Here is a 26497-nt window from a genome sequence, read left to right on the forward strand (position 1 = left end):
CGACCGGGTCAGGCCGGGCTACCGAAGTCGCGCCAGTTCTCGCCCCCAAGAACCCAGAGCAGAAGACCCTTCTGGGCATGGAGACGATTTTCGGCCTCGTCAAACACAACGGAGGCCGGGCTTTCAAACACGTCTTCGGTCACTTCCTCACCGATATGGGCAGGCAGGCAGTGCATGAACAGGGCCCCTTCGGGCGCTTTCTGCATCAGGGTCGTATTGACCTGGAAAGGGCGCAGGGTGTTCAGACGCACCGCCGATTCCTCATCGGACATACTGGTCCATGTATCGGTTACGATGCAGCCCGCCTCCCTGACGGCCTCGATGGGGTCATGAACAAGGCGGATTTGCCCCCCTTCGGCGCGCGCCCAGTCCAGAACATCCTGACGAGGCTTCATGGATTCGGGCGTTGCAAGGGTGAGAGAGAACCCGAAGCGGACGGCGCCTTCGATCAGGGATGCAGCCACGTTGTTGCCATCACCGATCCATGCCCAGTGCGAGCCCGCGACAGGACCGCGATGCTCTTCATAGGTCATGATATCCGCCAGGATCTGCACGGGATGCGAGTCCGGTGTAAGCCCGTTGACGACGGGGATGGAGCTCCAGCGGACCAGTTCGCCCAGCATATCCGTCTCGCCGGTGCGGACAACGAGAACGTCCAGAAAGCGCGAGAGAACACGCGCCGTATCGGCGAGGCTTTCGCCTCTGCCGATCTGCATGTCTGACGGCGACAGCACAGAGACATCGCCGCCCAGCTGACGCATGCCCACCTCGAAAGAGAGGCGCGTGCGTGTGGAAGGCTTGGACAGCATCAGCCCCAGCGTACGCCCGGCTAGCGGGTGAGCGGGATGCATCGGAGCGCGGCGTTTATTCTGCATCGCCTTGACCGCACGACCGACATCGATGATGTCGCGCAGCGTGGCGCTGTCGAGGTCGCGCAGGTCGAGGAAGTGGCGGATCGGTGTATGAGCGCTGGCGTTCGTCTGAATGGTCATGCCTGGCTCTCCGTCCGGCTGTTCGTCTTGTTGTCTGATGTCGCGTCTTCCTGCGCTTCCAGTGCTTGGGCCGCTTGGGAGAGAATGGCGCAGGCTTCGCGGCAGTCCTCCTGGGTCACAACCAGCGGCGGCAGGAGCCGCAGCACATTCTCACCTGCTGTCACGGTGAGGAGGCCTTCAGCCATGACCTGAGCCTGAACCTGGGCAACAGGCATCCTGCATTTCAGACCCCACATCAGACCGCGGCCACGGGCAAGCTCGAATACGCGCGGATGATCATGCACCAGAGCCGCCAGTTCATTGCCGAGCATGGTGCCCTTTTGCGCGACCTCATCGAGGAAGCCATCGGCAAGAATCACATCCAGCACGGCGTTGCCAGCAGCACAGGCCAGCGGATTGCCGCCAAAAGTCGTGCCATGCGAACCTGCACCCATCGATGCGGCAACTTCCTCACTGGCAAGAATGGCCCCCATGGGGAAACCGCCCGCAATGCCCTTGGCAACCGAGATGACATCGGGTGTGACGCCATACCACTCATGGGCAAAGAGTTTGCCGGTTCGGCCCATGCCGGTCTGAACCTCGTCCAGCGCAAGGATCAGGCCAAACTCGTCGCAAACCTGGCGCAGCCCGGTCATGAACTGCGGATCAGCCTGCTTGATGCCTGTCTCGCCCTGGATGGGCTCGATCATGATGCCGGCTGTCTCGGGTGTGATGGCGGCACGCAGCGCATTCATGTTGTTGAAGGGGACGTGATCGAAGCCCTCGACAGGGGCACCGAAACCTTCGAGATAGGCCGGGTTGCCCGTGGCGGCGATCATGGCAAGCGTGCGCCCGTGAAAGGCGCCGTTGCAGCAGATGATGCGCGTGCGCTCGGGATGACCGCGACCTGCCTGGGTCTTGCGGATCATCTTGACCATGCCTTCATTGGCTTCTGCGCCGGAATTGCAGAAGAAGACGCTGTCGGCAAAGGAATGAGCCACCAGCCTGTCGGCCAGTTTCTCGGCCTGCGGGATGCGATACAGGTTGGACACGTGCATGACGCGTGCGGCCTGTTCGGCGATCGCCTTGACCAGCCCCTCATGACCATGCCCGAGCGACGAGACGGCAATACCCGCCCCGAAATCGAGAAATCGTCGCCCGTCAGCCGTGTACAAGCAAGCGCCCTGACCATGCTCGAAAGCAAGGTCGACTCGTTTGAATGTTGGCATCAGAGCGGAAATCATGGCGATATGAGAGCCCGGTTGAAATGGATTGGAAAGATGCAACAACAAGAGCCCCGCACCTGAGGAATCAGGGCAGGGCACGGGCTGCTGCCTTACCATGATGGGGTTAATCCCCCCGGTTCGTCAAATTCAGTCTGTTATGATGTGATAAAACAGGTCGCGCGCCAGCCAGCATCCGACACGTATGCCGCGCAGGGCCTGAGCCGCATCCCGCTGGAAGGAGAGGGTCCAGTACCCCGGCGGCGAATGATCGAGCGCACGCAGACACGGGATAAGCCAGACATCATCTCCAAGCGGCAGAAGCCTCTCCATGCGCCCTTGCCCCAGCATGCCCGAGAAGGCGCCATAGAGCGCGCCGCCTGCATCGGACAGGGTCAGGATGCTGTCGAGTTCTTCGCACATATACCTCCCTGCCAGATCCTGATGCGATTGTGTCATGGCCAGACGCGACAGGATACGCCGGGTATTTTCCTGTGGACGGTCCATGATCAGTCCGTGCTCGGGGTGCCTGTCATCCTGAAATGTCAGGGTGGTGCCGTCGCGACCGGCACCGCTCTGGGTCCAGTTATCCAGGCGCTCGGGCGGATAGGCATAACGAAGTGCCAGAGCGCTGCCTGACGCGCCATTCTGATCTGACGATGTGATCGTGGCCGAAAGACCGGTCTGCGCGTCAAGATAATGCCCGATTATGGCCGGGTTGCCGGACGCCTTGGCAGGCGGGGATGGGGGGATGCCAAGCGCGGCTCCCGCCAGTTCTGCCGCCGCCGAATGTGCCTCTGACATGTGGTTGAACATGACCACAACCGACAGCCGTTCTTCTGCCAGGTGCAACCTGTGGCTACGCCAGCCGCGCAGGGCGCCGCCGTGTCCGGTCATGGCATGGCCAAACAGGCGTCCGCGCTGCAACCCGAAGCCGTAGCGGGCAGGGGTGCCATCGCTGAAGGTTACGGACGCGCTGAGCCGGTTATAGAACCCTTGGGGATCATCGCGCTGGGCGTCGATCGCACATTCCCAGGCAATCATATCGTCCAGGCTGGCCCCCAGCCCGGCATCGCCCGTCCAGAAGATGTTGTTGACCGCCTGACGATAGCCGGTGGCTTCACTGCCCTCATAGCCTTGCGTTCCGTCCGGCATGGATTGCGTGTTTGCCGCAAGAAAGGCGCTTTTCATGCCATAGCGTTCGAAAATCCGTGCGCGCAGCAATTCAGCAAAGCTCTGTCCTGTGCAGGCCTCAAGCGCTTCGGAGATCAGATGAAAATTCTGGTTGACGTAGGAGTAGCTGGTGCCGGGCCTGAAATGCAGGGATCTGGTGCCGCCAATCACCCGTCGTGCCTCTGCCAGACCAAAAACCGATTCCGTGGGAGCGCCATGCAGCATGGCCACCGCCCAGTAATCACGCAGACCTGACTGGTTGTGAGCGAGGTGAAAAATGTCCGGCGGTGGCTCCTGTAGCAAGGGCAGGCGAGAGGCGATGACGGCATCCAGCCGGGCCTTGTCCGCTACGGCGTCGAGCAGGGCGCAGGTGAACTGCTTCGTGATCGAGCACATGCGAAAAAGTGTCTGCGGCGTGAACGCCGTACGGGTTTCGGCATTGGCAAACCCCCAGCTATGTCGCGCAATGATCTCGCCCTTGTGGATCACCGCTGCCGCCCCGCCGGGCCCTGGATAGGCAGAGGGCAGGGCCGTCAGAACACGATCAAGCATAGAATGGGGCATGGAGAATCTCCGGCGGGTTTTTACCATGTTGCTGCCATGAAATTATGGCACACTCCTCTCATGTCAGCGATTCCGGATCAGACTCCCCCGCCGACAGCGGAAACACTGCGTGAGGCGGCCCTGCGTCATCTGGCGCGCTTTGCCGCGACCGAACAGGGGCTTGCGCAGGTGCTTGACCGTGCCGTGATGCGCTGGGCGCGTAAATTCGCCACCCAGGGAGGCGAGACAGACCAGATCGACTCAGAGCGCGAGAAAAGCCGCGCGGTTATTGCCGGGATCGTCAGCGATATGCGTCGCATCGGCGCACTGGATGATGCCGCCTTCGCGCGTTCCCGCTCGCTCAGCCTGACCCGGTCCGGGCGGTCCCGCCGTGCCGTGGCGGCCAGTCTCACTCAGAAAGGGATCGGGGCCGAGACGTTGGGCGAGGCGATGGAAGAGGCTCTTGGCCATCGGCACGACGACGAGGCAAAGGAGCGTGAACTGGCGGCAGCCCTTGTCCTGGCCCGCAAGCGTCGGCTTGGGCCCTTTGCCCGGGGTGAGGGTGACATGGCCCGCAGTGATGCAGGGGAAGCCCATCAGCGGGCTCTGGCGATTTTTGCCCGCGCCGGATTTGGTCGAGACGTGGCCGAACAGGCGCTGGCTCTGGATCTGACAGAAGCGGAGGATCGCGTCATGGCGCTTAAATCGTCATGAGAGATACTGGGTTGGAAAGAAAGACCTTGCGCAAATTGAGCCCGTTTCTGGGGCGTGGGTTGGGGCTGGGCCTGTGTCTGGGGCTCGCTGCCTGTGGGGGTGGCCCGCGGGAATACAGTCGCGCCAGTTTCAATGGCCCGCTCCAGTGCGCACCTTATGCACGAGCCAAGACGGGCGTGGCACTTTATGGGGCTGCATCATCATGGTGGCGTGGTGCCTCAGGCAAATACCGGCGAACGCAGACGCCGGCGCAGGGCGAGATCCTTGTGTTTCGGTCGACCGGGCGCCTGCCTTCAGGTCATGTTTCTGTCGTGCGCAGTACGGTCTCGTCGCGCAAGATCCTCGTGGAACATGCCAATTGGGAGCCGGGCCGGATCGATCGATCCGTGCCGGTCATTGATGTCTCTCCGGGGAATGACTGGTCTCTCGTGCGCGTTTACTGGGCCCCCATCAGGAGCCTCGGTGCGCGTGCCTATCCCACTTACGGCTTTATCGTACCGCGTGATCTGGACGATATTGCGCGCTTGCAAGTGGCGCGTGATCACGCCATGTGAGAAGCGAGAAAAAAGACGGCTGGATGGTCCCGTCACACAAGGAGAGAGATTATGGGTAGCATGAGTCCCCTGCACTGGCTGATAGTGCTTGCCGTTGTGCTCATCCTGTTCGGTGGTGGCAGCAAGATCAGCGGGCTGATGGGCGACTTTGCGAAGGGCATCAAATCCTTCAAGAAGAACATGGCCGAAGACGAATCCATGGACACCCATCCGGCCCAGCCCAACGGGCAGATTGCCCCCCCGCCGCATGGCAATGCCCAGGGCGCGCCTCAAGGTGTTCCCCACGGGAATTTCCAGGCACCCCAGTACACGCCTCCGGTTTCCGGTGGCAGTGTGAACAACACCAATCACTGAGCTGTTCATGACCGAGGTTTCTGACCGGCTCTGGTCGGGTGCTGTGCAGGATGTGATCCGGGCCGGACAGCGAATGGACCAGCGCGGCTGGGTTCCCGCCACGGCCGGCAATCTGAGCCGACGTCTGTCTGACGGGCGCATCGCGATTACGCGCTCTGGTGGGCACAAGGGCTTCCTGACCGAGCTGGATGTTATCGAGATCGACCCGCACGGGTATCCGCTTGATGCGACGCAAAAGGCCAGTGCCGAGACATTGTTGCACACGCAGCTTTACGCTTTCGATCCTTCAATCGGGGCGGTGCTGCATGGTCATTCTGTTGCGGCAACCGTGCTTTCCATGGTGATGCCGGGGGCGTCCCTTACTCTGGCAGGTTACGAATTGCTGAAGGTTTTCGAGGGTCAATCAACCCACGAAACGTCCATTGACGTGCCTGTCTTTGATAACGACCAAGATATCGCAAGGCTGGCAGGCGTCGTCGCGCCCTCACTCGGGAAAATGCCTGCGGGCTATATTATCCGGGGGCATGGTGTTTATGTCTGGGGGCGGGACATGGCGATGGCGCTGGCCCGTCTCGAAGGGCTGGAATTCCTGCTGGCCTGCGAACTCGAAAGGCGGAAAGCATGAGCCGACTGACGATCTATCGCGATGACGCGCCTGAGACCATTCTGCTCGATACGCAGGATGGACGTGAAATCGCAGAGACGCTGCGCCCCCTGAATGTGCGTTTCGAGCGTTGGCAGTCCCCCGTGACGCCGACGAAGGACGCGCCCCCGGAAGAAATTCTGGAGGCTTATCGTCCCTATCTCGACGGACTGATGGGTGAGACCGGCGCAGGCAGTGCCGACGTCGTGCGGTTTGATCGCCATACACCCCAGATTGCCGCCATGCGCGAAAAATACCTGTCTGAGCATACCCATAGTGAAGATGAGGTTCGTTTCTTCGTGCATGGGCAGGGGGCCTTCGTGCTCCATGTGGGCGACAAGGTCTATTTTGTGCTCTGTATTCAGGGTGATCTGATTTCCGTCCCGGCGGGAACGCCTCACTGGTTCGATGCAGGTCTGTCGCCCGACGTCGTCGCGCTGCGCGTTTTCACAGATACGACAGGCTGGGTTGCCGATTATACCGGTGACGAGATTGCCCGTCGTTTTCCCGTCACGATTCCGGATATTGCCGCATGAGCGCTATTCGTCTGGTTCTGCTCGATATCGAGGGAACAACCCTGCCGATTTCCTTCGTCAAGGATGTGCTGTTTCCGTATTCGGACAAGGTCATGCCCGATCTGCTGCGCGAAAAGGCCAGCGATCCGCTGGTCAAGGTCGCGCTGGCCGATATCGAGGCGGCCAATCCAGGATGTGATCCTGTGGCGCAGCTCCATGACTGGACGGTACGCGACGAGAAGGTGGCCCCTCTGAAGTCCCTGCAAGGCCTTGCCTGGAAAACGGGTTTCGAAAGCGGGGAACTCAAGGCCCGTCTTTATCCAGACGTAGCTCCCGCCCTGAAGGCGTGGCACAAGGCGGGGTTACGCCTTGCGGTGTACTCTTCGGGCTCCGCCAGCGCACAGCGCCTGCTCTATGGCTATTCTGATGCGGGTGATCTGACAGATCTGTTTGAGGCATTTTACGACCTCGATATTGGCGGCAAGAAAATTGCCGAAAGCTATCGCGAGATTGCTACCCGTGCAGGTGTTGCCCCCGAAGAGATCCTGTTCCTTTCCGATATAGGGGCCGAGCTCGACGCCGCTCTTGAGGCCGGGCTCAAGGTCTGCCAGCTTGTTCGTGCCGAGGATGGCACCCAGCCTCATGCAGGTGTTCGTCAGGCTATCGACCTGGCAGGTGTCAGCCGACAGTTCGAGCTGCCGGTTTCATGACCCTGTACGAGAACTGGACGGCGATACCCGCAAAAGCCCGTGGTGCCGCCGTAGCTCTCGGTAATTTCGATGGTGTGCATCTCGGGCATGTCCATCTTCTCAGATCCCTCCATGGTGCGCGGCCCGATCTGGCGCTTGGGGCAGTCACCTTCGAGCCGCATCCGCGCGAGTATTTTCGTCCTCAGGACCCACCCCTGCGTCTCATGCTGCCCGAGACAAGAGCCTTCTTTCTGCATGAGCAGGGCGTACGCTCCATCTTCCAGCTACCGTTCGATGCCGATTTCAGTCATCTGAACCCGGACCAGTTCGTCGAGGATGTGCTTCACAACGCGCTGGGCGTGCAACATGTGGCGTGCGGGCCTGACTTCGCTTTCGGCCATCGCAGAGCGGGCAATATCGACTACCTCGCGCGCAAGCTCGAAACGCTCGGTATCGGGCTGACTGTGGTGCCGCCCCTGACCGATATCAGCGGTCCTTTTTCGTCCTCACGAATCCGGCGTCTGCTTCAGGAAGGTTACCCCGAGCGCGCCGCTGAGGAACTGGGCCGGTCATGGTTCATCCGGGGCGAGGTCGCCCATGGCGATAAACGCGGGCGCCTTCTTGGTTTTCCTACGGCCAATATTCCCCTCGGACGACATGTTGAGCCCGCACGTGGTGTTTATGCCGTGACAGTGCACCATCCTGACGGACGGATCAGTCCGGGTGTCGCGAATATTGGCCGCCGTCCGACAATCAATGACGGGCAGGAAAGTCGGCTCGAAGCGCATCTTTTCGACCTGAATGAGGATCTCTACGGTCAGACGCTTGAGGTCAGCCTGCACAAGCTTCTGCGTGATGAGCGTCGGTTCAACGGCCTTGACGAACTGAAAGCACAGATTGCCGAGGATGCTGCAAGTGCACGTCTCGTGCTTTCCGCTCTTCCTTGATTGAACACGCGAGACCCTGGTTTTGTCTGACAGAAGTCTGATCAAGGGCATCAATCACGTCACGCTCTGTGTTCGCGATCTTGATCGGTCAATTCCGTTTTACCGCGATTTTCTTGGCTGCGCCCTTCGTGAGAGATGGGAGAAGGGAGCGTATCTCGAGGCCGGCTCCCTTTGGCTTTGTCTTGAGTTGCTGCCTGACTCTCAAGCCATCACCCGGCGTGATGACTCCCATCTGGCTTTCACTGTCGAGCCCGCAGGATTTGCCACGATGTGTGAGAAACTCCTCGGCAGGGTGACGCTGTGGAAGCAGAACAGAAGCGAAGGCGATTCGCTCTATTTTCTCGATCCTGATGGTCACAAGCTCGAAATCCACGTGGGATCACTGTCGACCCGTTTGCGATCGCTACATGCCGCATCAGGCGAGGATCATTGAATAATGACCCTGACAGGAAGGGCCTGAGGAGGACTTGCCTGTTTTGTGAAGTTTTTTATGTTTTATCTCACATGACATGATGTTATAGATTACCCACGGTTAATGAGGCGTGGGAGGCTGTCATGTTCGGTGCGATGCAAATGTATCAGATGCAGGCAATGGAACAGCATATTGCCCAGAAAGAGAACCGCCGCCGTGAGAGCGTTTCACGCTTGATACGCCTGCGCGATTTCCTGCGGCAGGACCTCGCTTCACTTGGTGAGCAGATCGACACGACACTCGATGCCGTCTGTTCCGGGCCCGGCCTTCCGACGACGAGAATTCGCCGCTTGTAAGGCCGATAGAGAGCGTGCTGCGGTTGTGATCGGGGTGCGCCTGGTCAGTTGACGATCGTGCATGAAAACGGGGTCTGGAGAACGCGATAGAACTCCTTGCCATGCAGGAAAAAATCAGTCTTAGCGACACATTTCCATTCATCAGAAACTTCAGATTGGTGTTGCAGTAACGATTGGCTGTCGCGTCATAGAGAAGCTGTTTGAGCTTGTCTCTGGAGAACGCCTGGACACAGTTGTCAGCCTCCCGGGTCAGTTCGGTTTCCTCAACGAGAATCCGCCCATCGCGACTGGCCGCCGTGATCGTTTCCATCTCATTCTCATAATCGTGTGCATTTTTGTTGAGAACGGCAACCACCCTGTCGATCTGTGTAATCGTGATTTCAGTATCGAATTTGAACTCTTCAGCACAAGACTCCGTACATGCCAGGCATGACACGATTGAAAGAGCGAGCAGGATAAGGTTCTTTATCGGATTTTCCCGTATTTTGAGTAATGGTAACATCAAATACAGATTGATGACATGCCTCATGACCGTGAAGGCAGCGTATATCGTCGCCAGATCCATTCCTTGGCTGACCGTTATCCAGCTTCGATCATCGCCGCATTGCACCTCGGCACTTGACCCGCGAGCCTCCCTATTCGCATAACTCCCGGTTCCCTGACTCCGTCGATTGATCGAAAATGCCTGATTCCAAAAGCCAAGATCCTCAGGACCGTTATCGCGACACGGTCTTTCTGCCCCGTACCAGCTTCCCGATGCGTGGCAATCTGCCGACGCGTGAGCCGGAAATTCTGGCGCGCTGGGAGTCGATGGGGCTGGATGAGAGCATTGTCGAGGCAGGCAAGGGCAAGCCGGTTTTCACCCTGCATGATGGCCCGCCCTATGCAAACGGTCACCTGCATATCGGTCACGCCCTGAACAAGATCAACAAGGACGTGATCAACCGTGCCCAGCGCATGAATGGCGCTCGTGTGCGCTATGTGCCTGGCTGGGATTGTCACGGCCTGCCGATCGAATGGCGTGTCGAGGAAGAATACCGCAAGGCAGGCAAGAACAAGGACGATGTGCCTGTTCTGCAGTTCCGCGCCGAATGTCGCGAGTACGCGCGTCGCTGGCTCGACATTCAGGCCGAGGAATTCAAGCGTCTGGGCGTGCAGGGCGAGTGGAAGAACCGTTACGCCACCATGGATTTTTCCTCCGAATCCGCCATCGTGGGCGAAATCGGCAAGTTCCTGCTGAATGGCGGGCTGTATCGTGGTCTGCGCCCGGTCATGTGGAGCCCGGTCGAGAAGACAGCGCTCGCTGAAGCCGAGATCGAATATCACGACATCACGTCCACCACGATCCATGTGGCTTTCCCCATCGAGGCCGATCCGACGCCCGGTCAGGCTCTTCAGGGGGCTTCTGCGGTTATCTGGACCACCACGCCCTGGACGATTCCGGCCAATCGCGCCATCGCCTATGGGCCTGAAATTGCCTATGTCGTGCTGCGTGCCGACATCATGGAAGAGAACAGCCTCGTTGCTCCCGGCTCACGTTTTCTGGTCGCCGAAGAGCGCGTCAGCGATTTCTGCAAGCAGGCCGGTATCCAGGACCATCACATTCTCTACACTTTGCCCGGTGAGGCGCTCGAGGGCACGATCTGTGCCCACCCGCTGCGTGGCTGTGGCTATGAATTCGACGTGCCAATGCTGCCCGGCGAGTTCGTGACGACCGATGCCGGTACGGGCCTTGTGCACATGGCTCCGGCTCATGGTCAGGACGACTTCCTGCTGACACGCCAGTACGGCATTGAAGTGCCCGAACTGGTGCAGGATGACGGCACCTATGCGCCGTGGGTTCCCCATTTTGCTGGTATCCATGTGTTCAAGGCGGCTGACCCGGTCTGCAATGCCCTGACCGAGGCAGCGCAGCGCTGGGCTGCCAATGGCGATGCCGCTGCGGGCCTTGTGGCCCGGTCGAGCATCGTGCACTCCTATCCGCACTCATGGCGCTCGCGTAAGCCGATCATCTTCCGTGCCACCCCTCAATGGTTCATCCGCATGGATGGTGATCAGGCCCTGCGTCGCAAGGCGCTGGATGCGCTGGCAGATGTCACCTTCGTGCCAGAGGCTGCACGCAACCGCCTCACCTCCATGATCGAACAGCGTCCTGACTGGTGCATCAGTCGTCAGCGCGCCTGGGGCGTGCCGATTGCCGTTTTCGTGGAAAAGAGCACGGGCGAGGTGCTGCGAGATCCGGCGGTCATGCAGCGTATCGTGAATGCCATGGCCGAGCATGGTGCCGATATCTGGTATAGCGCTGACCCCGCCACCTTCCTTGGCGAAGGTCGTGACCCCGCGCAGTACGAACAGGTGTTCGACATCGTCGATGTCTGGTTTGAAAGCGGTTCGACCCATAGCTTCGTGCTGGGTCAGGACGGTCTGAACTTCCCGGCTGATCTCTACCTTGAGGGCTCCGATCAGCATCGCGGCTGGTTCCAGTCCTCGCTGCTCGAGAGCGTCGGCACACGTGGCGTGGCTCCCATGAAGGCCATCGTCACCAACGGCTTCGTGCTTGATGAGCAGGGCCGCAAGATGTCGAAATCGTTGGGTAATGTGATTGCGCCCAAGGAAGTGACCGACAAGCTTGGCGCAGATATCCTGCGTCTGTGGGTTGTGAACTCCGACAGCAATGAAGACCTGCGTATCGGTAACGAGATCCTCAAGCAGCAGGGTGAGCTTTATCGTCGCCTGCGCAACACGCTGCGCTGGCTGCTGGGCGCGCTCGACGGGTTTACCCCTGAAGAGGCGGTACCTTTCGAGCAGCTTCCCGAGCTTGAGCGCTATATCCTGCATCGCCTGAGCGATCTGGGCGGCCTTCTCAAGCAGGCAGTACAGACCCATCAATGGGTGGGCGTGTATCCGATGCTGCACGGGTTCTGCACGACCGATCTTTCGGCCTTCTATTTCGACGTGCGCAAGGACGCACTCTATTGCGATGCGCCGTCTTCACTGCGTCGTCGTGCTGCCCGCACCGTGCTCGATATCCTGCATCGTGCCCTCGCCACCTGGCTTGCGCCGGTTCTGGTCTTCACGGCTGAAGAAGCCTGGACATCGCGCTTTGGCGAAGAGAGTTCGGTGCATCTCCAGGCGTTCCTTGAGCCCGACCCCGCATGGCATGACACGGTGCTGGGCGAGCGCTGGAATCGTATCCGTGCTCTGCGACGCGTCATCACGACCGAGCTTGAGGGTGCGCGTCGGGGTGGTGTGATTGGCTCGTCTCTCGAAGCTCGTCTCAGCCTGCCCCTGACCGAACAGGAACAGGCCGTGTTCGGCGACGTGGACTGGGCCGAACTCGCCATTGTCTCGCAGGCCGATATCCAGCTCCTGACCAACGTGCCGTCGCTCTATATCGATGACAGCGCCACCACCGAGCACGAGGGCGTTGTCAGCGCTCATCCGGGGCCAGGTGTGGGCGAGGCTGCGGGCAGCAAGTGCCTTCGCTGCTGGCGTGTCCTGCCCGAAGTCGGGAGCCAGACCACCCATCCGGGCCTTTGCCTGCGCTGTAGCGATGTGGTGACGGCGTGAAATCAGCCAAAGTCACGCTCTCCTTCGGCCGACCAGCAACCTTGCTGGCCGGTCTGGCGGCGTTCATTGTCGTGCTTTGCGCCGATCAGGCCAGCAAATGGTGGATCCTGAACGTATTCGACCTTCCCGCAAAGGGGAGTGTGGTCATCGCGCCGGGGCTGAATTTCACAATGGTATGGAACCATGCTGTGACGTTTGGCATGCTCGGCAGCGTCGGCCGTTACGGGCCGTTGCTGTTTTGCACAGTGGCGCTTATCGCGGTGCTGGTCTTGCTATGGCAGACCTTGCGCACCTCACGCATGGCTGTGGCGATTGCCTCAGCTGCCATCGCAGGCGGCGCATTGGGCAACGTCATCGACCGTGTGCGCTTTGGTGCTGTGGTCGATTTCATTCACGTCCATGCCTATGGCTGGAGCTGGTATGTTTTCAACGTTGCCGATTCGGCCATTGATTGTGGTGTGGTCGCCTGGGTGATCGACTCCATCCTGTCGGATCGTCGCCCGTCAACTGCCGGTGAAAAGCCTGCATCTGTCTTGGGGGGTGCCTCCGATCATGGCCCAGGACATCGCGAGCATTGATCTCTTGTCGATGCCGAAACGCTCATCTAGGATCGGATCCGATATGGCTCAGCTCTCCTTCCCGTCCGTCCTCCGCGTCCTGCCGGTTCTCGGCCTGACAGCGCTCCTTCCGGCCTGCTCCGGCTCTGACGTCTCGCGTGCGTTCGGTCTCGAACGCTCCATGCCGGATGAGTACACGGTCACGACGCGTGCCCCTCTTTCCATGCCGCCTTCCGAGCAGCTGAGCCTGCCGGGACAGGGTGATCATACGGCGGAGGAAAATCCCCGTATGCAGGCACTTGAGACCCTCTCGCCCAATGCTGCGCTGCATCCTGCGTCGGGTAGCAGCAGTGCAGGGCAGCAAGCTCTTGTGGGGCAGGTCGATCAGGCGTCCAAGGCGCCCAACAATGCCGAGCTTGGTGCGGCGGGTGCCGGTCTGACAGATGAGCTGATGTTCTGGCGCGGCGGCAATGCCGGCAGCGTCGTCGACAGCGAGGCTGAAAATCGCCGTATCCAGCGTGCTTCTGCCCTTGGCCAGAATCCCTCCACCGGTGCAACACCTACCAAGAAGTCCAAGAGCGCTTTTCTCGGCGTTTTCTGATGTCTTGCCATGACACGGTCTGAGCGCCCGTTGCCTCAGCCAAAGCTGCGACGGCTGTCCAGCCATGTGATCGATCTGATCGCGGCAGGCGAGGTGGTAGAGCGTCCTGCTGCAGCGCTGAAAGAGCTGGTCGAGAATGCGCTCGATGCTGGTGCGACCCGTATCGAAGTCGCTCTGGCCTGCGGTGGGTGTGATCGTATCGAGGTTCTAGATAACGGTTGTGGCATGTCGCCGGATGACATGCTTATGGCTGTCGAGCGACACTGTACTTCCAAGCTTGCTGATGAAACGCTGACCCGGATCGTCACGCTCGGCTTTCGCGGTGAAGCCTTGCCCTCAATCGGGGCGATCGCTCGCCTGAGCCTGACTTCACGGCTGTATGATTCCGACACTGCGTGGCAATTACGCCTTGAAGGCGGGGTGCTGACCCCGCCAGCCCCTGCGCCAGGAGCGCCGGGAACACGTATCGTGGTGGCCGATCTGTTCTTTGCCACGCCAGCGCGACGCAAGTTTCTCAAATCGGCCCGTGTGGAGGGTAGCCATGCCGAGGCGGTCATGCGTCGACTGGCACTGTCTGCCCCGCATTGTGCCATGCGTTTCACGCTGGATGAGCGTCTGGTGTTCGACTTCCCCGCCCACTCGACTATCGCCCGCGTTCAGGCGGTTCTGGGCGAAAGCGACTCCCTGATCGCACTGGATGAGGAGCGCAATGGGCTGCATCTGAGCGGTTTCATCTGCGGGCCTGCGGCCACGCGGGCCACGGCGGCTGCCCAGTTTCTGGTCGTGAATAACCGCCCCGTTGCTGATCCGCTGATGAAGACGGCCATACGCGTCGCCTATCGCCCAGTCATCGAGCCGGGACGTCATCCTGTTCTGGCGTTGCATCTGCAACTGCCTCATGACCGCGTTGATGTGAACGTGCATCCGTCCAAGACCGAACTGCGTTTTGCCGATGAGGCGGATGTGCGCGGTCTGATGATCGGTGCCATGCAGCGCGCTCTGGGGCACGGCGCGGGTGAGGGCGGCGTGAGGATACGTTTTGCCGCCCCGTCGCGTCAGGCCATCCACTATCCACCGCCCGACCCAGTGCGCCTGACCCCGGGTTTTCTGACGAGCCATGCCGCGCTCAGCGGGAATGGCGCTCCCACGGCAACGGGGTCTGTCAGCCCGTATGGTGGCTTTCAAGAGCCGGACAGTTCTCCGGATGACCGCTCACCGGTTATGCCGCTTGATGCGTTCGAGCCGTCTTCCCGACCGCTGGTTCAGCCAGATGCCTCTCAAATGGCGCGCTTTCCACTCGGCGCGCCGGTCGCGCAGGTTTTCGACACCTATATTCTCGCTGTCGGTCAGGATGGTGATCTGATCCTTGTCGATCAGCATGCTGCCCATGAACGTCTGACGCATGAGAAGCTGCTGGCCCAGTACACCAGTGGGTCGCTCAAGGCGCAGCGCCTCCTGCTTCCCGAAGTGATCGACTTGCCGCCCGGTCAGGCTGACAGGCTCATGGAATGGAAAGGGGCGCTTGAAGCACTAGGCCTGGAGATTGAATCCTTCGGTGGGGGCAGCGTGCTGCTGCGAACCATGCCCGTGCTGCTTCAGGGCGGTGACGGGAGCGCCTTGCTGCGTGATCTTTCCGAAGAATTGGCAGCCGACCCTGATCTGACACCTGGAGACAGCGCGGCACTGGAGCGTCGTATTGATGCCGTGATTGCGCGTATGGCGTGCCACGGCAGCATTCGCGCCGGGCGTCGGTTACAGCAGGACGAGATGGCGGCCCTCTTGCGACAGATGGAGCAGACGCCGCGAGCTGGCACATGCTCGCATGGTCGGCCAACGTGGTTGCGCCTTGGACGGGACGAACTGGAAAAGCTTTTCGGCCGGATACGCTAGGCTGATTACTGTCTCCGAAAAACTCTGTCTTGTGCGTCCTGCCCTGGGCGCCCCAAACTGGGCGCCCAGGGGAGAGGGTCAGGAGGGACTATGAGCCATCTTGTGGCGCTTGGCGGCAGATGGATGCGTGACAGCTACAACATCACCAGAGACGAACAGAATTGAATCGACAGCGTTCTGCAACGCATCGGCCGCAGATTTTGCATCGCCCCCATCCATGAACACTGAGGCGCGGTGTATGTCGCCCGAGATCATCTCCAGCGGTGCCAGAGCCACAACGTACTGCACGCTCGTGCCAACAACCTGAAGATCCTGATTCACCAGCTGCGTGTCACCCGTCTTGAGATGCTGGTTCGCATTGGCAAGAGCGGTCTGTTGCGCTGGCGCCAGCGTATCGGTCACGGCATATTCACCGCCGACAGGCAGCCAGTGCATCGGCACGCCATTGGCGGCTACACGCTTGGGCATGCCGTGGCTTGGGACAGGTTGCATGGCATCTTCAGCTTTTACGAAGGCCTTGTTGTCCTTCGCTGCTTTTTCGAGACGGGCTTCGGCTTCGTTGATCAGGCTTTGTGCCTGTCCGTTCTGATTATTCGTCAAAGCCTGCTGCGCCAGGAGGATATTGGCAAAGGCCTTTTGCCCGTCTTTGGACAGGCGGCCGAAGTCACGGGTGGCGTTGGCCTGGTCTGCCTTCATCATGGCAACGCTGCGAGCGGCACTGTCATCGCCGAAGGCTGCAGCAAAAGCTGGTATAGCAGAAAACCCGCTGGACAGTACAACAAGGGCTGCACCCGCACTCATCAGTCGACGCATCGGTCATCTCCTCAATACACATCCCGTAAGTCGAGATTTCAGGGATCAGAACGATGGCTCGACCAGCACGTTGCATGACAAGGCCGTTAACACGGCGCCATCAATATTTTGAGGGCCGTGTTTTCTCAGGTTGGGGGGACGATATCGCCATCTGGAGGCGGCTTGCGCGAGGTGAGAACATTGCCTGCTGATGCCCCTGCAATGCACAGCACGCCCATCCATCGCGCCACTGAAAGTGACTCACCCAGAAGCAGAAGGCCGGAAATGGAGCCCAGCACGGGCTCCAGACTGAGCAGAATACCCAGATCGCGCGGACCCAGGCGCCGCATGGCCATCATGTCGAGAATATAAGGCACAGCGGAGGAAAGAACTGCCACACCCACGGCCTGAATCCCCTGATGCGGGTGCGTGATGGCAGGAGAGATGGCCGGTATCAGCCAGGGTAGCAGCAGGATGCCCGCTGTGGTCATTCCCAGTGTCGTGGCCTGTGCCGCTGGCATGACACGCCCGATACGTGTGCCTGTCAGAATATAGACGACCCACCCAACGGCGCTGGTAAGCGCTGCGATCACGCCAATCGGGTCCAGATGGCCTTCCACATGGTCAGGACGGAGCAGCAGATAGAGCCCACCCAGAACCATACCTGCCCAAAGCACATCGAGCAGGCGACGTGAGCCGATAAGCGCAAGCGAAAGCGGCCCCATGAACTCGAAGGCGACCACGAGACCTAATGGCAAACGCACCAGAGCAATATAGAACGCGAAATTCATGACCGCCATCGAGGCGCCGTAAGGCAGCAACAGCTTCCACATGCCCGGTTTGAGCACTGATGGGCCTGGTCGCATGACGGCGAGGAGGATCACGGCGGCAAGACAGACACGTAGCCCCACCATGCCTTCCGCGCCAAAGAGCGGAAACAGGCTCTTGGCCAGCGCAGCGCCAACCTGAAAGGAGGAAATGCCACCAATCAGAAGGGCGAGGCCACCAAGCTTGTCAAGGCGGGTCGAAGCGGGGTGATCGAAAGCAGCCATCAGACGTCGAGCAATTCCGCCGTGCGGGCGTGCTCCTGAATGAAGCGAAAGCGCAGCTCAGGCTTGCGTCCCATCAGGCTCTCCACGCGATCACTTGTGAGTGCCCTGTCCTCCGGCGGGGTCACCACGCGCAGCAGCGTGCGCTTGGCGGGGTCCATGGTAGTCTGCTTCAAATCCTTCACGGGCATTTCGCCAAGCCCTTTGAACCGCGAGATCTCGACCTTTGCCCCTTGCTTGAAGTCGCGCTTGAGGCGACGCACGCGGTCATCATCATCCATCGCATAGACGGTCTTGGCTCCATGCGTCAGGCGATAAAGGGGCGGCTGGGCGAGGTAAAGATGGCCTTTGCGCACCAGATCGGGCATTTCGCGGTAAAAGAACGTCATGAGCAGTGATGCGATATGGGCTCCATCCACGTCAGCATCGGTCATGATGATCACGCGGCCGTAGCGCAGTCGGGCGACATCGAAGCTTGAGCCCGATCCGCAGCCAAGCGCCTCGACCAGATCGCGCAATTCCTGATTGGCCTTGAGCTTGTCCGCCGTGGCAGAGGCTACATTGAGGATCTTGCCGCGTAGCGGAAGCACGGCCTGCGTTTCACGATCACGGGCTTGGCGGGCTGAACCACCAGCCGAGTCGCCCTCGACCAGAAAGATCTCGGTGTCGGCGGCATTTTCGCGTGTGCAGTCTGTCAGCTTGCCGGGCAGGCGCAGGCGACGCGTGGCGCTCTTGCGCGGTGTGTCCTTGCTTTCGCGTCGGCGCAGACGCTCTTCGGCGCGCTCGATGATGAAGGCCAGCAGGTTATCTGCCTGAGCCGGGTTGCCGCCGAGCCAGTGATCGAGCCGGTCGCGCAAGGCGCCTTCAACGAGGCGGCTGGCTTCCTGCGTCGTCAGCTTTTCCTTGGTCTGGCCCTGAAAATGCGGGTCACGAATAAAGACCGAGAGCTTGACCGCCAGCGCACCGAGCGCATCTTCCGCCGTTACTGCCGCCGCGCGCTTCATGTTGCGGCTCTCACCCCAGGCGCGCAGCCCCTTGACCAGTGCCGATCTGAAGCCGGCCTCATGCGTGCCGCCCTGAGGGGTTGGAATGGTATTGCAATAGGAGGTCATGCTCGACGCTCCCTGCTCCAGAAACGCCACGGCCCATTCCAGCTTGCCCCCGGTCCGGCCATCAGCCGCCTGGGGCAACTCTGCCTCACCTGCCCAGACCGGTGCCAGCAGGGCAGGGCTGGCGCCCAGCTCGGCATTCAGGCTGTCTGCCAGGCCATTGGGAAAGTGAATGGTCGCCTCAGCCGGTATCTCGTCTCCCGCCTTTAGCAGCGAGGGATCGACACTCCACCGGATCGTGACACCGCGAAATAGCGCCGCCTTGGAGCAGCAAAGGCGATAGAGCCGCAGCGGGGAGAAGCTGAGCCCGCCGAAAATCTCGGGATCGGGGGAGAAGCGTATGGTGGTCCCGCGGCGATTGGGTGCATTGCCAACCTGCTGGAGCGCCGTCACGGGTTTGCCGCGGGCGTAATCCTGACGCCATAGCAGCTTTTCGCGGGCGACCTCGACTTCGAGCCGGTCCGAAAGGGCATTGACCACCGATGAGCCAACGCCGTGCAGACCGCCCGACGTGTCATAGGCCTTGCCCGAGAATTTGCCACCTGCATGGAGTGTGGTGAAAATCACCTCCAGGGCTGAGCGGTCGCGAAACTTGGGGTGGGGATCGACAGGGATACCGCGACCATTGTCACGCACCATCAGGAGATGCGGCCCCTCAAGGGCGAGATCAATGATGCTGGCATGGCCTGCCACGGCCTCATCCATCGCATTGTCGAGAATTTCGGATGCGAGGTGATGATAGGCGGTGTCGTCGGTTCCACCGATATACATGCCAGGACGACGCCTGACCGGTTCGAGCCCTTCAAGGACTTCAATCTGGTCAGCGCCATAATTTTCCGGCACTGGGGCCTGCGCGGCCTTTCTAGGCCGACGCACGGGCTTTTCATCGCTCTTGAAGAGGTCGTCGTTCATATTGCGTTCTTGACGGCCTCGCCGGGGCGCCGTCAAGCGCCCCGTGCAGGAACAGGATCAGATTTTAGGCGCGTGTCTTGCGATGAGTGCGCCGTGTGGTTGTGGTGCGCCCGTGAGACTCAGCCTTGGGAGCCGAGCAGGTCTCGAACGAGGCCGGCTGGATCACGTCCTTCGCATCGGCGTAATGCGCAAGATCAGCACCATCATCGAGGGCATCGACCTCATCGAACATCGCAACGCGCTGCTGACAGAAAATCGTGCCGGCCTTGAGCCCGCCTTCCGACTGCACATTGGCGAGCTGGGTGATGTAGTCGTCATGCGCCTTCATGGCGTTACGGCCATAGGCTGACTTGAAATAGGTGTTGAGGCGTTCTTCCTCGGCGGCCAGCTTGGGGCGGAACTTCGCGACGAACGCATTGTAGCGGTCCTGCGCGCTGCACGAGAGCGCGGTCACCATCAGCTCGCTCTTGAGTCCCTGCACATTGAAGGCCTCATGCGCTGGTGATTCGCTGCACCCGGCGGCGTAAGCGGCACCCGATGCAAAAAAGCTGCCGGCGACAAAGGCACAGGCGGTCAGGCGCGCAAACGGGCGCAGGAGGCGTTGCCGGGTAGAAAACGACATCAGAAGACTCCACAAGAGCACAGAACTGGAAAGCCGGAATTTTCCGGACACCGCAGACGGATGGGCGCACCTGATATGCGGCGCACACGTAGGGAACGGAACTTTCTCCGATTATGTCGCAGCAATTGCGGCGAGAAAATGCCCGCAGGCAAGGGTATAAGCCGATTTTGCAAAAAAAAACCTGTCCACCCTTTTCTTTTGTCCCGGCCCCTGCTTCCCCCTTCCTGTAGGGCGCGGCTTGCGCTAGGGCCATTGATGAATTTGTTTTCAGGTGCGCGATGGGTGCGCCTGAACATCTGGTGTCGGGCCTGCTGTTGCAAAAAGGCAGAATCGATTTTCGATGACATGAGATCAGTGGAGTTGATGGTGCGACTGCGTGGTTCTGCAATTACTCTCGTTTCGGCCCTGACCCTGGCGGCCTGCGCACAAAAACCTGTTGTGCAGCGCGTCGTGCCCCCAAATCCTTTCGGTTATCAGAAGGTCTCTGCCGTCTGTAAGACGACACCGGTCAAGACGGCGGCCGATGGCAGCATGACGGTCGACATGACTGTGCGTAGCGATGACGGGCTTTGCGCCCTGTCGGTGCAGAAGCCGGGTAATACCAATTACCGTTCCTTCGGCGTGGCTCCTGCACCGGAACACGGCAAGGCCTTCATCTACAATTTCGATGACCATACCTACGTCACCTATACGCCCAGCACGGCCTATGCCGGCAAGGACAGCTTTACCGCCATCCTGATCCCCGGCGGTACCGACTCGCGTGCGAAGTTGACCGTCAATGCGATCGTCGATGCAACGGGTGTGACCGTTGCTACGCCACCCGCGCCCGTTCTGGCACCGGCGGCCAAGAAACCCGTTGCCAAGCGCAGCGCCACGCACCGCAAGACGACCAAAAAGTAAGCGCGACAGGTCAGGGGGCTTGCCAAGGCGTATGCCCCCGGATCAGAGGTCGCCAGGCCGCTTGACACAAGTTTAGGCGTGCCGATGTACGGCTCTAGCGTCATGCTGCCTTCATTGCGTCGTCCTGAGGGGCTTGGCCTGAAGCGCTGGATTCGTTCAGATCGAAAAAGAAATCGGTTCATGCACCGGCCGTCGAAGGCCAGCAGCCTCGGCACGGCGTACCATTTCCTCAAGGGTCAGCGCCGCCATCTCGCTACGCACCGTTTCATCTAGAACTTGCCAGCAGGGCTCGATAACATTGCGAAAAAGCGCCCCCTGAGCTGTCTCTTCAGTGCCGGCATCGTCTGACACAACGACGCGTACGATCTCATCCAGTCCGATATCGCGTTGTGGCCGCCCCAGGCGATAGCCGCCACGAGGCCCACGCACGCTCTCCAGCAATCCTGAGCGTGACAGCGCCTGGAGCAGGGGCTCGATTCCACGGCGGGCCAAGCCTGCTCGCTCGGCAATATCCCCACCGCTGACAAGGCTTGAGCGCCCTGCATGGAAGGCTACATCGGCCATGATGATCACGGCAACCATCGCCCTGTCCCTGCGGAGATACATGCAGATTTTTCCTCAATGACAAATTACGCGTAATATAGCAGTTATTGCCTGCAAATCACAGACCGGCATCGCAGGAAAGCCGACATTGCAGGAATCATTGTCCTGCCATCTGATACGAGGGATCCAACTATGACCATTCGACACGAAAAGGATGAGGCGCGTGGTTTCGCATCGCGCTATGCCGCACCGAGGGGCCGTGTCTATGAGTCGATTCTCGAAACGGTAGGCGGTACCCCGCTTGTGGCCGTGCCGCGTCTGACCGAGGCTGACAAGCTTCACGCCCGGTTGTTGCTTAAACTGGAATTCTTCAACCCGCTTGGCTCGGTGAAGGATCGTATCGGCCTTGCCCTGATCCAGCAGGCCGAGGCCCGAGGCGATATCACACCGGGCCGTACCGTTCTGGTCGAACCGACCTCAGGCAATACCGGTATCTCCCTGGCTTTTGCTTCGGCGGCACTGGGCTACAGGCTGATCGTGACCATGCCCGAGAGTGCCTCGATCGAGCGGCGCAAGATGCTGCGCATGATGGATGCCCAGCTCGAACTGACGCCTGCGGCCCGCGGCATGGCCGGGGCCATTCTTCGCGCAGAGGAACTCGTCGCCTTACTGCCCGATGCGTGGATGCCAAGCCAGTTCGATAATCCTGCGAACCCGGAAATCCATGCCCTGACCACTGCTGAGGAGATCTGGGAGGATACGCAGGGCAAGGTCGATGTGGTGGTAGCAGGTGTCGGCACAGGGGGCACGCTGACAGGGATCGCCCGCACCTTGCGTCCCCGAAAGCCCGAGATGCAGTTCTGGGGCGTCGAGCCAGCCGAAAGCGCGGTGCTGAATGGCGATGATCCCGGCCCGCACGGTATCCAGGGTATTGGCCCCGGATTCTGTCCGAACACGCTCGACTCCTCACTGCTAGACGGCGTACTGGCGGTGTCCGAGCGCGATGCGATGGCTGCCGCCCGGCGCTGTGCCCGCATCGAGGGTATTCCCATCGGGATTTCTTCCGGAGCCTCGCTGCACGCCGCTCTGGCGCTGGCGCAGCGTGAGGAGAATAGCGGCAAGACCATTATCTCGATCGTGCCATCCTTTGCCGAGCGCTACCTCTCGACCTCGCTGTTCAACGGGCTGGTCTGACGTGCCTCCAGTAAAAAGCCCTGAGACCGCTATGCGGGTCAGGGCTTTTTCAGCCTGATCTGGCGTGGCCGGCACGGAGCTTGCCCGAATATTCCGTCGTCGGATAATTCTCAGGCTACAGCAACGCCACGCTGCCAATCAGGCGGCAGGCGTTTCATGGTTAGTGCAGGATAATCTCGACGCGACGGTTTTGCGGTTCGCGCGTGTTGGGGCCGGTCTGGACAAGCGGATTGCTCTCGCCATAACCCTTGACCGTGATCAGGCCACCCGCCACGCCATCACGAATCAGCTCCGCACGTACTGCATCGGCGCGACGCTGTGACAGTTTGAGGTTGTAGGCGGCCCCACGGGCACCCGGATGAGCTGCGCTATTATCCGTATAGCCGTTTACCTCGATCCGGGTGAGTTGCGTACGGGTCGAGTTCTGCGCAGCTGTGCCGACAATCGAGCGCGCACGGTCGGTCAGATCGGCGCGGTCCCAGTCAAAAAAGACCAGATAGCTGCGTGCTGGTGCCGGTGCCGGGGCAGTCACGACGGGAACACTGCGAGGTGGCGGCGGGGCCGGATTGAATTCGTAACGCAGACCAAGAAGCAGGGAGTGGTTGAAGTCGTTGCGGGTCACGCGATTGCCATCCATCGCCCCTGCGGGGCGCGGGGTGTCGTAACCGCCGATGCTGCCATAGCCCGTTGCGTGATGCCCGTTGGGGCCAAGCAGCGAGTAGAAACGATACTCGGTGGTGAAAGACAGGCCGACGGCGAAAGGCACAGGGAACGACAGGCCGAATATGCCCTGATAGGCGAAGTTGCTCGTCGTCCCGCCAATCTTCTGGCTGAGATAGTTGTTGGGGGCGCGTACCGAGGCGTTCATGGCTTGCCAACCATAACCGATACCGGCACCGAAATAGGGATAGACCCAGTTCGCGCCGATATCCATGTCAAACAGGGCATTGGCCATTACGCCGTAACCCTGCTGGCGTCCCCCTGTGGCCGATGGAAAATAGCTCGATTTGAACTGCTGCAGACGATTGTTGCGGTAGTTGCCTTCCACTTCAACGCGAAAGCCGTTGCCAAGGCCCCAGCCGACGGATCCGAGGCCCGTTACACCTGCATCATAATGGTCACGACCGCTCGGCAGGACTGGCGAAAGGCGTACAGTCTGATCCTGGTTGAAGCTCGCCCCACCAGAACCCGCAACGTATAGTCCCTTGACGACCTGTGCCTGCGCGGGCGCGGCGGTCAGGCTCAGCCCGATCGCGCCAAAACCGGCAAGAGCAGTCAGGCTCAATCCATGTCTGCGCATTAGGCGGGAGAAGGATCCGACCACCTGCCGGACATCGTAAAACGGGCGGTAAACGGTTTCACCGCGCGTTCGGTGTTCCAGCGTCATATCGTCTTCTCCATCCTTTTCACGCGGCAGACTGAGAGAAGGCCAGTCCCTTGGCCGTCCGCAGCGATCTGAATGCCGTCTTTTCGCTGAACTGTCATCCCTGTGCAACGCATGTTTCCTCTCCCGGTGCATTCACCATGTGAGGCAATTCTTTCTTCCTGCCCTGAGTGTGGGATGGCTGCAACACTCTCATGTCCCTTGCCTCAGGCGCGCCACGAGGTCAGCGGCCCGGTTCAGGCGACACGGCCGGGCAGCGTTGTTTCGATGGGCCGGGCAACATCATCCACCGTGAATTCAAGAATCCACAAATCCGGGTCATAGCCTTTCTGTCGGTCGAGATAAGCGCCCAGCGCATCGGCATTGTCCATATTGATGCGTTCCCAGCCTTGCCCCAACCCTGCGACACGCAATACGGCAAGCCGGTCATGTCTGTCAGTCAGCACAATCAGCATGGCCCCGGCATCTTCGTCACCGCGCTTGAGCATCATGGCACCGTGGCCCTGACTCTGTACCAGACGCATGAGGCCGCGTGCCCATAATCCTGTTTTCAGACGCGCTTCGGTCATGGCGAGGCGTCGTCCATATCATCTGGCATGGCCGCCAGCGCTGCGCGATAGCTGCCGGGGCGATGCAGAAGCAGGGCTGCCGTATCGAGATCGGCATCTGTTCCCAGTGCCGCGGGGCAATGGCGACGGATATCGAGGATTCTCGATACGCTGACAGGAAAGCGGATGGCACGGCTGGCTCGTACCGTCTCGGCATCCAGCAATTTTCCCTGATCGAGCGCGCCCAGCTGCTGCTCAAGAGACAGTGCCCCGCGAGACGTGCAGATCTGTGGTGTAACGCCCAGCCCCTGCAGAGGCCAGCCAAGAGGCGCGAGCACGCGGCTCCATGTCACGAACAACTCACCTCCGTCGGGCATCTGCCCAATGGCCTGCACCAGTCCCTTGCCGAGCGTCGCACTCCCGATCACTACGGCGCGTCGATGGTCTGACAAGGCAGCAGCCATGATTTCGGCGGCACTGGCCGTTCGTCCATCGACCAGCACTGTAATGGGCAGGCCATGTGTCATGTCTCCGCCCTGAACGGCCCAGATGTGGTTCGATTTCGGATCGCGGCCTTTCGTGACCACGGCAATGCCCTGATCAAGCACCAGGGCTGTTGCAGTTACGGCCTGCTGCAACACCCCGCCACGGTCGCCACGCAGATCAATGATCAGGCCTGCCAGCTTCTTGTCTTCGAGGGCCTGATCGATATTCTGACTCAACTCCTCAGCCGTATCGGATGAGAACGAGGCGATACGCATGACGGCAATATGCTCGTGCATACTGGCGAAAACCGTCTGCGGTGGCACGATCTGACGATCCAGACGCATGATTGCCCCATGACGCCCAGGATCGGCGAGCAGCAGCCTTACCTTGCTGCCGGGGGCACCATTCAGCCAGCCCTCGACACTGGATGGCTCCTGATTGCGGGTCGATCTGCCGTCAACCGAGAGGAGCCTCTGTCCTATATTCGCTCCTGAAGCCCAGGCAGGACCATTGGCATTGATCGCCCCGATGATCAGGTTGCTTCCATCGCGAACGAGCGAGATCCCGACTCCTGCTGTCGCGCCGCCTCGATTGGCACGGTCATTGCCGGCTGGGGCAGGCGCAACATAACGTGAGTAAGGGTCAAGGTGATTGAACAGCTCGTCAAAGAAACTCTGGAGCAGCGCATCGCGCCCAGCGCTTCTCAATGCAGGCGAGGCGCGCCATGCGGCATTCATGATGGAAACCAGGACATGTACCCATTCGGCGGTGTCATTTTCGCCGGGTTCGCGCAATTCCGCGAGCGTTTTCTGGCTCAGGCTAAGCCGGATAGATGCAGGCTCCTTTGGGCCGTGCGACGGTTCTTCGATGGTGATCGAAGGGTCGATCGCAGTCAGGCCATCAAGGCCCCAGAGGCTGTAGGTGCGGCTTGAATGAGCATCGAGGGTTCTGGGTGACAGAAAGCGAAACGCGCTCGACAGTACGGAAGAGAGAAGTCCGGTATCAAGGGCCGGGCCGTCCTGCTGATTTCCTTGAGCAGGAACTGGCTGGCCTTGAGGTGGGGCAGACTGAGCGAGTTCTGTCTGAACTGTTCCGGCAACATGAGACCGGGCGGCTCCAGCTGATGAGCTCCCGCCAAGCGCGGTCAGGACCAAGGCCAGCCCTGCTGCGCCTTTGAGCCCTCGTGAAGGCGCACCAGTCAGGAAAGTAAGGTTGTTCAGAGCCGGTGACCTTGACCATCAGAGCG

At 60.3% G+C, this 26497-nt stretch carries 26 protein-coding genes; 14 read left to right on the forward strand and 12 right to left on the reverse strand.

Features of this window, described 5'->3' with window-relative positions; genetic code table 11:
* Positions 1-8 precede the first annotated feature (8 nt).
* From argF to ACWNRM_RS04670, 3 genes are all read right to left on the reverse strand, one after another.
* Positions 9-992: an ornithine carbamoyltransferase gene (gene argF / locus ACWNRM_RS04660; RefSeq protein ID WP_485169826.1), complete on the reverse strand. Its 984-nt coding sequence runs from the start codon at positions 990-992 to the stop codon at positions 9-11.
* Positions 989-2215, reverse strand: coding sequence for an acetylornithine transaminase (locus ACWNRM_RS04665; RefSeq protein ID WP_485169825.1), 1227 nt, complete (start codon positions 2213-2215; stop codon positions 989-991). The genes argF and ACWNRM_RS04665 overlap by 4 nt, the downstream gene beginning before the upstream one ends.
* A 129-nt stretch (positions 2216-2344) precedes the next feature.
* A complete protein-coding gene (locus ACWNRM_RS04670) occupies positions 2345-3931 on the reverse strand; it encodes a D-aminopeptidase (RefSeq protein WP_485169824.1) in 1587 nt (528 codons plus the stop codon).
* 60 nt (positions 3932-3991) lie between these two features.
* On the opposite strand from ACWNRM_RS04670, the gene ACWNRM_RS04675 reads away from it, so the two are divergent.
* Genes ACWNRM_RS04675 through ACWNRM_RS04710 form a run of 8 tightly spaced genes read left to right on the forward strand, consistent with a single transcriptional unit; the run spans position 3992 to position 8759 of the window.
* On the forward strand, positions 3992-4624 hold the full coding sequence (locus tag ACWNRM_RS04675) for a regulatory protein RecX (RefSeq protein WP_485169823.1): 633 nt from the start codon (positions 3992-3994) through the stop codon (positions 4622-4624).
* Between the two features lie 47 nt (positions 4625-4671).
* Entirely contained in the window at positions 4672-5178 is a 507-nt protein-coding gene (locus ACWNRM_RS04680) for a CHAP domain-containing protein (RefSeq protein WP_309683310.1), read from the forward strand.
* A gap of 51 nt (positions 5179-5229) precedes the next feature.
* Positions 5230-5532: a twin-arginine translocase TatA/TatE family subunit gene (locus tag ACWNRM_RS04685; protein ID WP_023979341.1), complete on the forward strand. Its 303-nt coding sequence runs from the start codon at positions 5230-5232 to the stop codon at positions 5530-5532.
* Positions 5533-5539: 7 nt separating this feature from the next.
* The gene (locus tag ACWNRM_RS04690) at positions 5540-6157 is read left to right on the forward strand and encodes a methylthioribulose 1-phosphate dehydratase (protein WP_485169822.1); all 618 of its coding nucleotides are present in this window, start codon (positions 5540-5542) and stop codon (positions 6155-6157) included.
* Positions 6154-6711, forward strand: coding sequence for a 1,2-dihydroxy-3-keto-5-methylthiopentene dioxygenase (locus ACWNRM_RS04695; protein ID WP_485169821.1), 558 nt, complete (start codon positions 6154-6156; stop codon positions 6709-6711). The genes ACWNRM_RS04690 and ACWNRM_RS04695 overlap by 4 nt, the downstream gene beginning before the upstream one ends.
* The gene (gene mtnC / locus ACWNRM_RS04700) at positions 6708-7400 is read left to right on the forward strand and encodes an acireductone synthase (protein WP_485169820.1); all 693 of its coding nucleotides are present in this window, start codon (positions 6708-6710) and stop codon (positions 7398-7400) included. The genes ACWNRM_RS04695 and mtnC overlap by 4 nt, the downstream gene beginning before the upstream one ends.
* Positions 7397-8326 (forward strand): bifunctional riboflavin kinase/FAD synthetase, encoded by a 930-nt coding sequence (locus tag ACWNRM_RS04705; RefSeq protein ID WP_485169819.1) that lies wholly within the window; start codon positions 7397-7399, stop codon positions 8324-8326. Before mtnC ends, ACWNRM_RS04705 begins: the two co-directional genes overlap by 4 nt.
* 37 nt (positions 8327-8363) lie before the next feature.
* Positions 8364-8759, forward strand: a complete 396-nt coding sequence (locus tag ACWNRM_RS04710) for a fosfomycin resistance glutathione transferase (RefSeq protein ID WP_485169869.1) — start codon at positions 8364-8366, stop codon at positions 8757-8759.
* Between the two features lie 120 nt (positions 8760-8879).
* Here ACWNRM_RS04710 and ACWNRM_RS04715 read toward each other — a convergent pair whose 3' ends face one another.
* Entirely contained in the window at positions 8880-9659 is a 780-nt protein-coding gene (locus ACWNRM_RS04715) for a hypothetical protein (RefSeq protein WP_485169818.1), read from the reverse strand.
* 116 nt (positions 9660-9775) lie between these two features.
* On the opposite strand from ACWNRM_RS04715, the gene ileS reads away from it, so the two are divergent.
* Genes ileS through mutL form a run of 4 tightly spaced genes read left to right on the forward strand, consistent with a single transcriptional unit; the run spans position 9776 to position 15712 of the window.
* The gene (ileS, locus tag ACWNRM_RS04720) at positions 9776-12664 is read left to right on the forward strand and encodes an isoleucine--tRNA ligase (protein WP_485169817.1); all 2889 of its coding nucleotides are present in this window, start codon (positions 9776-9778) and stop codon (positions 12662-12664) included.
* A complete protein-coding gene (lspA, locus tag ACWNRM_RS04725) occupies positions 12661-13242 on the forward strand; it encodes a signal peptidase II (RefSeq protein WP_485169816.1) in 582 nt (193 codons plus the stop codon). The genes ileS and lspA overlap by 4 nt, the downstream gene beginning before the upstream one ends.
* A gap of 43 nt (positions 13243-13285) precedes the next feature.
* The gene (locus ACWNRM_RS04730; RefSeq protein WP_485169815.1) at positions 13286-13822 is read left to right on the forward strand and encodes a DUF3035 domain-containing protein; all 537 of its coding nucleotides are present in this window, start codon (positions 13286-13288) and stop codon (positions 13820-13822) included.
* Between the two features lie 9 nt (positions 13823-13831).
* Entirely contained in the window at positions 13832-15712 is a 1881-nt protein-coding gene (gene mutL, locus ACWNRM_RS04735; RefSeq protein WP_485169814.1) for a DNA mismatch repair endonuclease MutL, read from the forward strand.
* A 78-nt stretch (positions 15713-15790) separates the two neighbouring features.
* Here the strand turns inward: mutL and ACWNRM_RS04740 are convergent, their stop codons facing one another.
* The 4 genes from ACWNRM_RS04740 to ACWNRM_RS04755 all read right to left on the reverse strand — a co-directional run bounded on the left by ACWNRM_RS04740 (position 15791) and on the right by ACWNRM_RS04755 (position 20196).
* Positions 15791-16525 carry a YfdX family protein gene (locus ACWNRM_RS04740; RefSeq protein ID WP_485169813.1) on the reverse strand — a complete coding sequence of 245 codons (735 nt, stop codon included), beginning with the start codon at positions 16523-16525 and terminating at the stop codon, positions 15791-15793.
* Positions 16526-16650: 125 nt separating this feature from the next.
* Positions 16651-17556 carry an EamA family transporter gene (locus ACWNRM_RS04745; protein WP_485169812.1) on the reverse strand — a complete coding sequence of 302 codons (906 nt, stop codon included), beginning with the start codon at positions 17554-17556 and terminating at the stop codon, positions 16651-16653.
* Positions 17556-19574 carry a DNA topoisomerase IV subunit B gene (gene parE, locus ACWNRM_RS04750; protein ID WP_485169811.1) on the reverse strand — a complete coding sequence of 673 codons (2019 nt, stop codon included), beginning with the start codon at positions 19572-19574 and terminating at the stop codon, positions 17556-17558. The genes ACWNRM_RS04745 and parE overlap by 1 nt, the downstream gene beginning before the upstream one ends.
* Positions 19575-19638: 64 nt before the next feature.
* Positions 19639-20196 carry a hypothetical protein gene (locus tag ACWNRM_RS04755; protein WP_485169810.1) on the reverse strand — a complete coding sequence of 186 codons (558 nt, stop codon included), beginning with the start codon at positions 20194-20196 and terminating at the stop codon, positions 19639-19641.
* Between the two features lie 363 nt (positions 20197-20559).
* Between ACWNRM_RS04755 and ACWNRM_RS04760 the strand changes: the two genes are divergently transcribed.
* Positions 20560-21096, forward strand: a complete 537-nt coding sequence (locus ACWNRM_RS04760) for a hypothetical protein (protein ID WP_485172162.1) — start codon at positions 20560-20562, stop codon at positions 21094-21096.
* Positions 21097-21252: 156 nt separating this feature from the next.
* Here ACWNRM_RS04760 and ACWNRM_RS04765 read toward each other — a convergent pair whose 3' ends face one another.
* Positions 21253-21702: an RrF2 family transcriptional regulator gene (locus ACWNRM_RS04765; protein WP_485169808.1), complete on the reverse strand. Its 450-nt coding sequence runs from the start codon at positions 21700-21702 to the stop codon at positions 21253-21255.
* 129 nt (positions 21703-21831) lie between these two features.
* On the opposite strand from ACWNRM_RS04765, the gene cysK reads away from it, so the two are divergent.
* Positions 21832-22833, forward strand: a complete 1002-nt coding sequence (cysK, locus tag ACWNRM_RS04770; RefSeq protein ID WP_485169807.1) for a cysteine synthase A — start codon at positions 21832-21834, stop codon at positions 22831-22833.
* Between the two features lie 160 nt (positions 22834-22993).
* Here cysK and ACWNRM_RS04775 read toward each other — a convergent pair whose 3' ends face one another.
* The 3 genes from ACWNRM_RS04775 to ACWNRM_RS04785 all read right to left on the reverse strand — a co-directional run bounded on the left by ACWNRM_RS04775 (position 22994) and on the right by ACWNRM_RS04785 (position 26405).
* The gene (locus tag ACWNRM_RS04775; protein ID WP_485169868.1) at positions 22994-24133 is read right to left on the reverse strand and encodes an OmpA family protein; all 1140 of its coding nucleotides are present in this window, start codon (positions 24131-24133) and stop codon (positions 22994-22996) included.
* Between the two features lie 320 nt (positions 24134-24453).
* Positions 24454-24786 carry a DUF1491 family protein gene (locus ACWNRM_RS04780; RefSeq protein WP_485169806.1) on the reverse strand — a complete coding sequence of 111 codons (333 nt, stop codon included), beginning with the start codon at positions 24784-24786 and terminating at the stop codon, positions 24454-24456.
* Positions 24783-26405, reverse strand: a complete 1623-nt coding sequence (locus ACWNRM_RS04785) for a S41 family peptidase (protein ID WP_485169805.1) — start codon at positions 26403-26405, stop codon at positions 24783-24785. Before ACWNRM_RS04785 ends, ACWNRM_RS04780 begins: the two co-directional genes overlap by 4 nt.
* Positions 26406-26497: the final 92 nt, after the last annotated feature.

This window comes from Asaia sp. A2 (assembly GCF_057319415.1).

What these genes read in the sequence shown, in the direction of transcription:
- argF (WP_485169826.1), bottom strand. Translation starts at nt 992, where the DNA reads ATGACCATTCAGACGAACGCCAGCGCTCATACACCGATCCGCCACTTC.
- ACWNRM_RS04665 (WP_485169825.1), bottom strand. Translation starts at nt 2,215, where the DNA reads ATGATTTCCGCTCTGATGCCAACATTCAAACGAGTCGACCTTGCTTTC.
- ACWNRM_RS04670 (WP_485169824.1), bottom strand. Translation starts at nt 3,931, where the DNA reads ATGCCCCATTCTATGCTTGATCGTGTTCTGACGGCCCTGCCCTCTGCC.
- ACWNRM_RS04675 (WP_485169823.1), top strand. Translation starts at nt 3,992, where the DNA reads ATGTCAGCGATTCCGGATCAGACTCCCCCGCCGACAGCGGAAACACTG.
- ACWNRM_RS04685 (WP_023979341.1), top strand. Translation starts at nt 5,230, where the DNA reads ATGGGTAGCATGAGTCCCCTGCACTGGCTGATAGTGCTTGCCGTTGTG.
- ACWNRM_RS04690 (WP_485169822.1), top strand. Translation starts at nt 5,540, where the DNA reads ATGACCGAGGTTTCTGACCGGCTCTGGTCGGGTGCTGTGCAGGATGTG.
- ACWNRM_RS04695 (WP_485169821.1), top strand. Translation starts at nt 6,154, where the DNA reads ATGAGCCGACTGACGATCTATCGCGATGACGCGCCTGAGACCATTCTG.
- mtnC (WP_485169820.1), top strand. Translation starts at nt 6,708, where the DNA reads ATGAGCGCTATTCGTCTGGTTCTGCTCGATATCGAGGGAACAACCCTG.
- ACWNRM_RS04705 (WP_485169819.1), top strand. Translation starts at nt 7,397, where the DNA reads ATGACCCTGTACGAGAACTGGACGGCGATACCCGCAAAAGCCCGTGGT.
- ACWNRM_RS04715 (WP_485169818.1), bottom strand. Translation starts at nt 9,659, where the DNA reads ATGGATCTGGCGACGATATACGCTGCCTTCACGGTCATGAGGCATGTC.
- ileS (WP_485169817.1), top strand. Translation starts at nt 9,776, where the DNA reads ATGCCTGATTCCAAAAGCCAAGATCCTCAGGACCGTTATCGCGACACG.
- ACWNRM_RS04730 (WP_485169815.1), top strand. Translation starts at nt 13,286, where the DNA reads ATGGCTCAGCTCTCCTTCCCGTCCGTCCTCCGCGTCCTGCCGGTTCTC.
- mutL (WP_485169814.1), top strand. Translation starts at nt 13,832, where the DNA reads ATGACACGGTCTGAGCGCCCGTTGCCTCAGCCAAAGCTGCGACGGCTG.
- ACWNRM_RS04740 (WP_485169813.1), bottom strand. Translation starts at nt 16,525, where the DNA reads ATGCGTCGACTGATGAGTGCGGGTGCAGCCCTTGTTGTACTGTCCAGC.
- ACWNRM_RS04745 (WP_485169812.1), bottom strand. Translation starts at nt 17,556, where the DNA reads ATGGCTGCTTTCGATCACCCCGCTTCGACCCGCCTTGACAAGCTTGGT.
- parE (WP_485169811.1), bottom strand. Translation starts at nt 19,574, where the DNA reads ATGAACGACGACCTCTTCAAGAGCGATGAAAAGCCCGTGCGTCGGCCT.
- ACWNRM_RS04755 (WP_485169810.1), bottom strand. Translation starts at nt 20,196, where the DNA reads ATGTCGTTTTCTACCCGGCAACGCCTCCTGCGCCCGTTTGCGCGCCTG.
- ACWNRM_RS04760 (WP_485172162.1), top strand. Translation starts at nt 20,560, where the DNA reads ATGGTGCGACTGCGTGGTTCTGCAATTACTCTCGTTTCGGCCCTGACC.
- ACWNRM_RS04765 (WP_485169808.1), bottom strand. Translation starts at nt 21,702, where the DNA reads ATGTATCTCCGCAGGGACAGGGCGATGGTTGCCGTGATCATCATGGCC.
- cysK (WP_485169807.1), top strand. Translation starts at nt 21,832, where the DNA reads ATGACCATTCGACACGAAAAGGATGAGGCGCGTGGTTTCGCATCGCGC.
- ACWNRM_RS04775 (WP_485169868.1), bottom strand. Translation starts at nt 24,133, where the DNA reads ATGCGCAGACATGGATTGAGCCTGACTGCTCTTGCCGGTTTTGGCGCG.
- ACWNRM_RS04780 (WP_485169806.1), bottom strand. Translation starts at nt 24,786, where the DNA reads ATGACCGAAGCGCGTCTGAAAACAGGATTATGGGCACGCGGCCTCATG.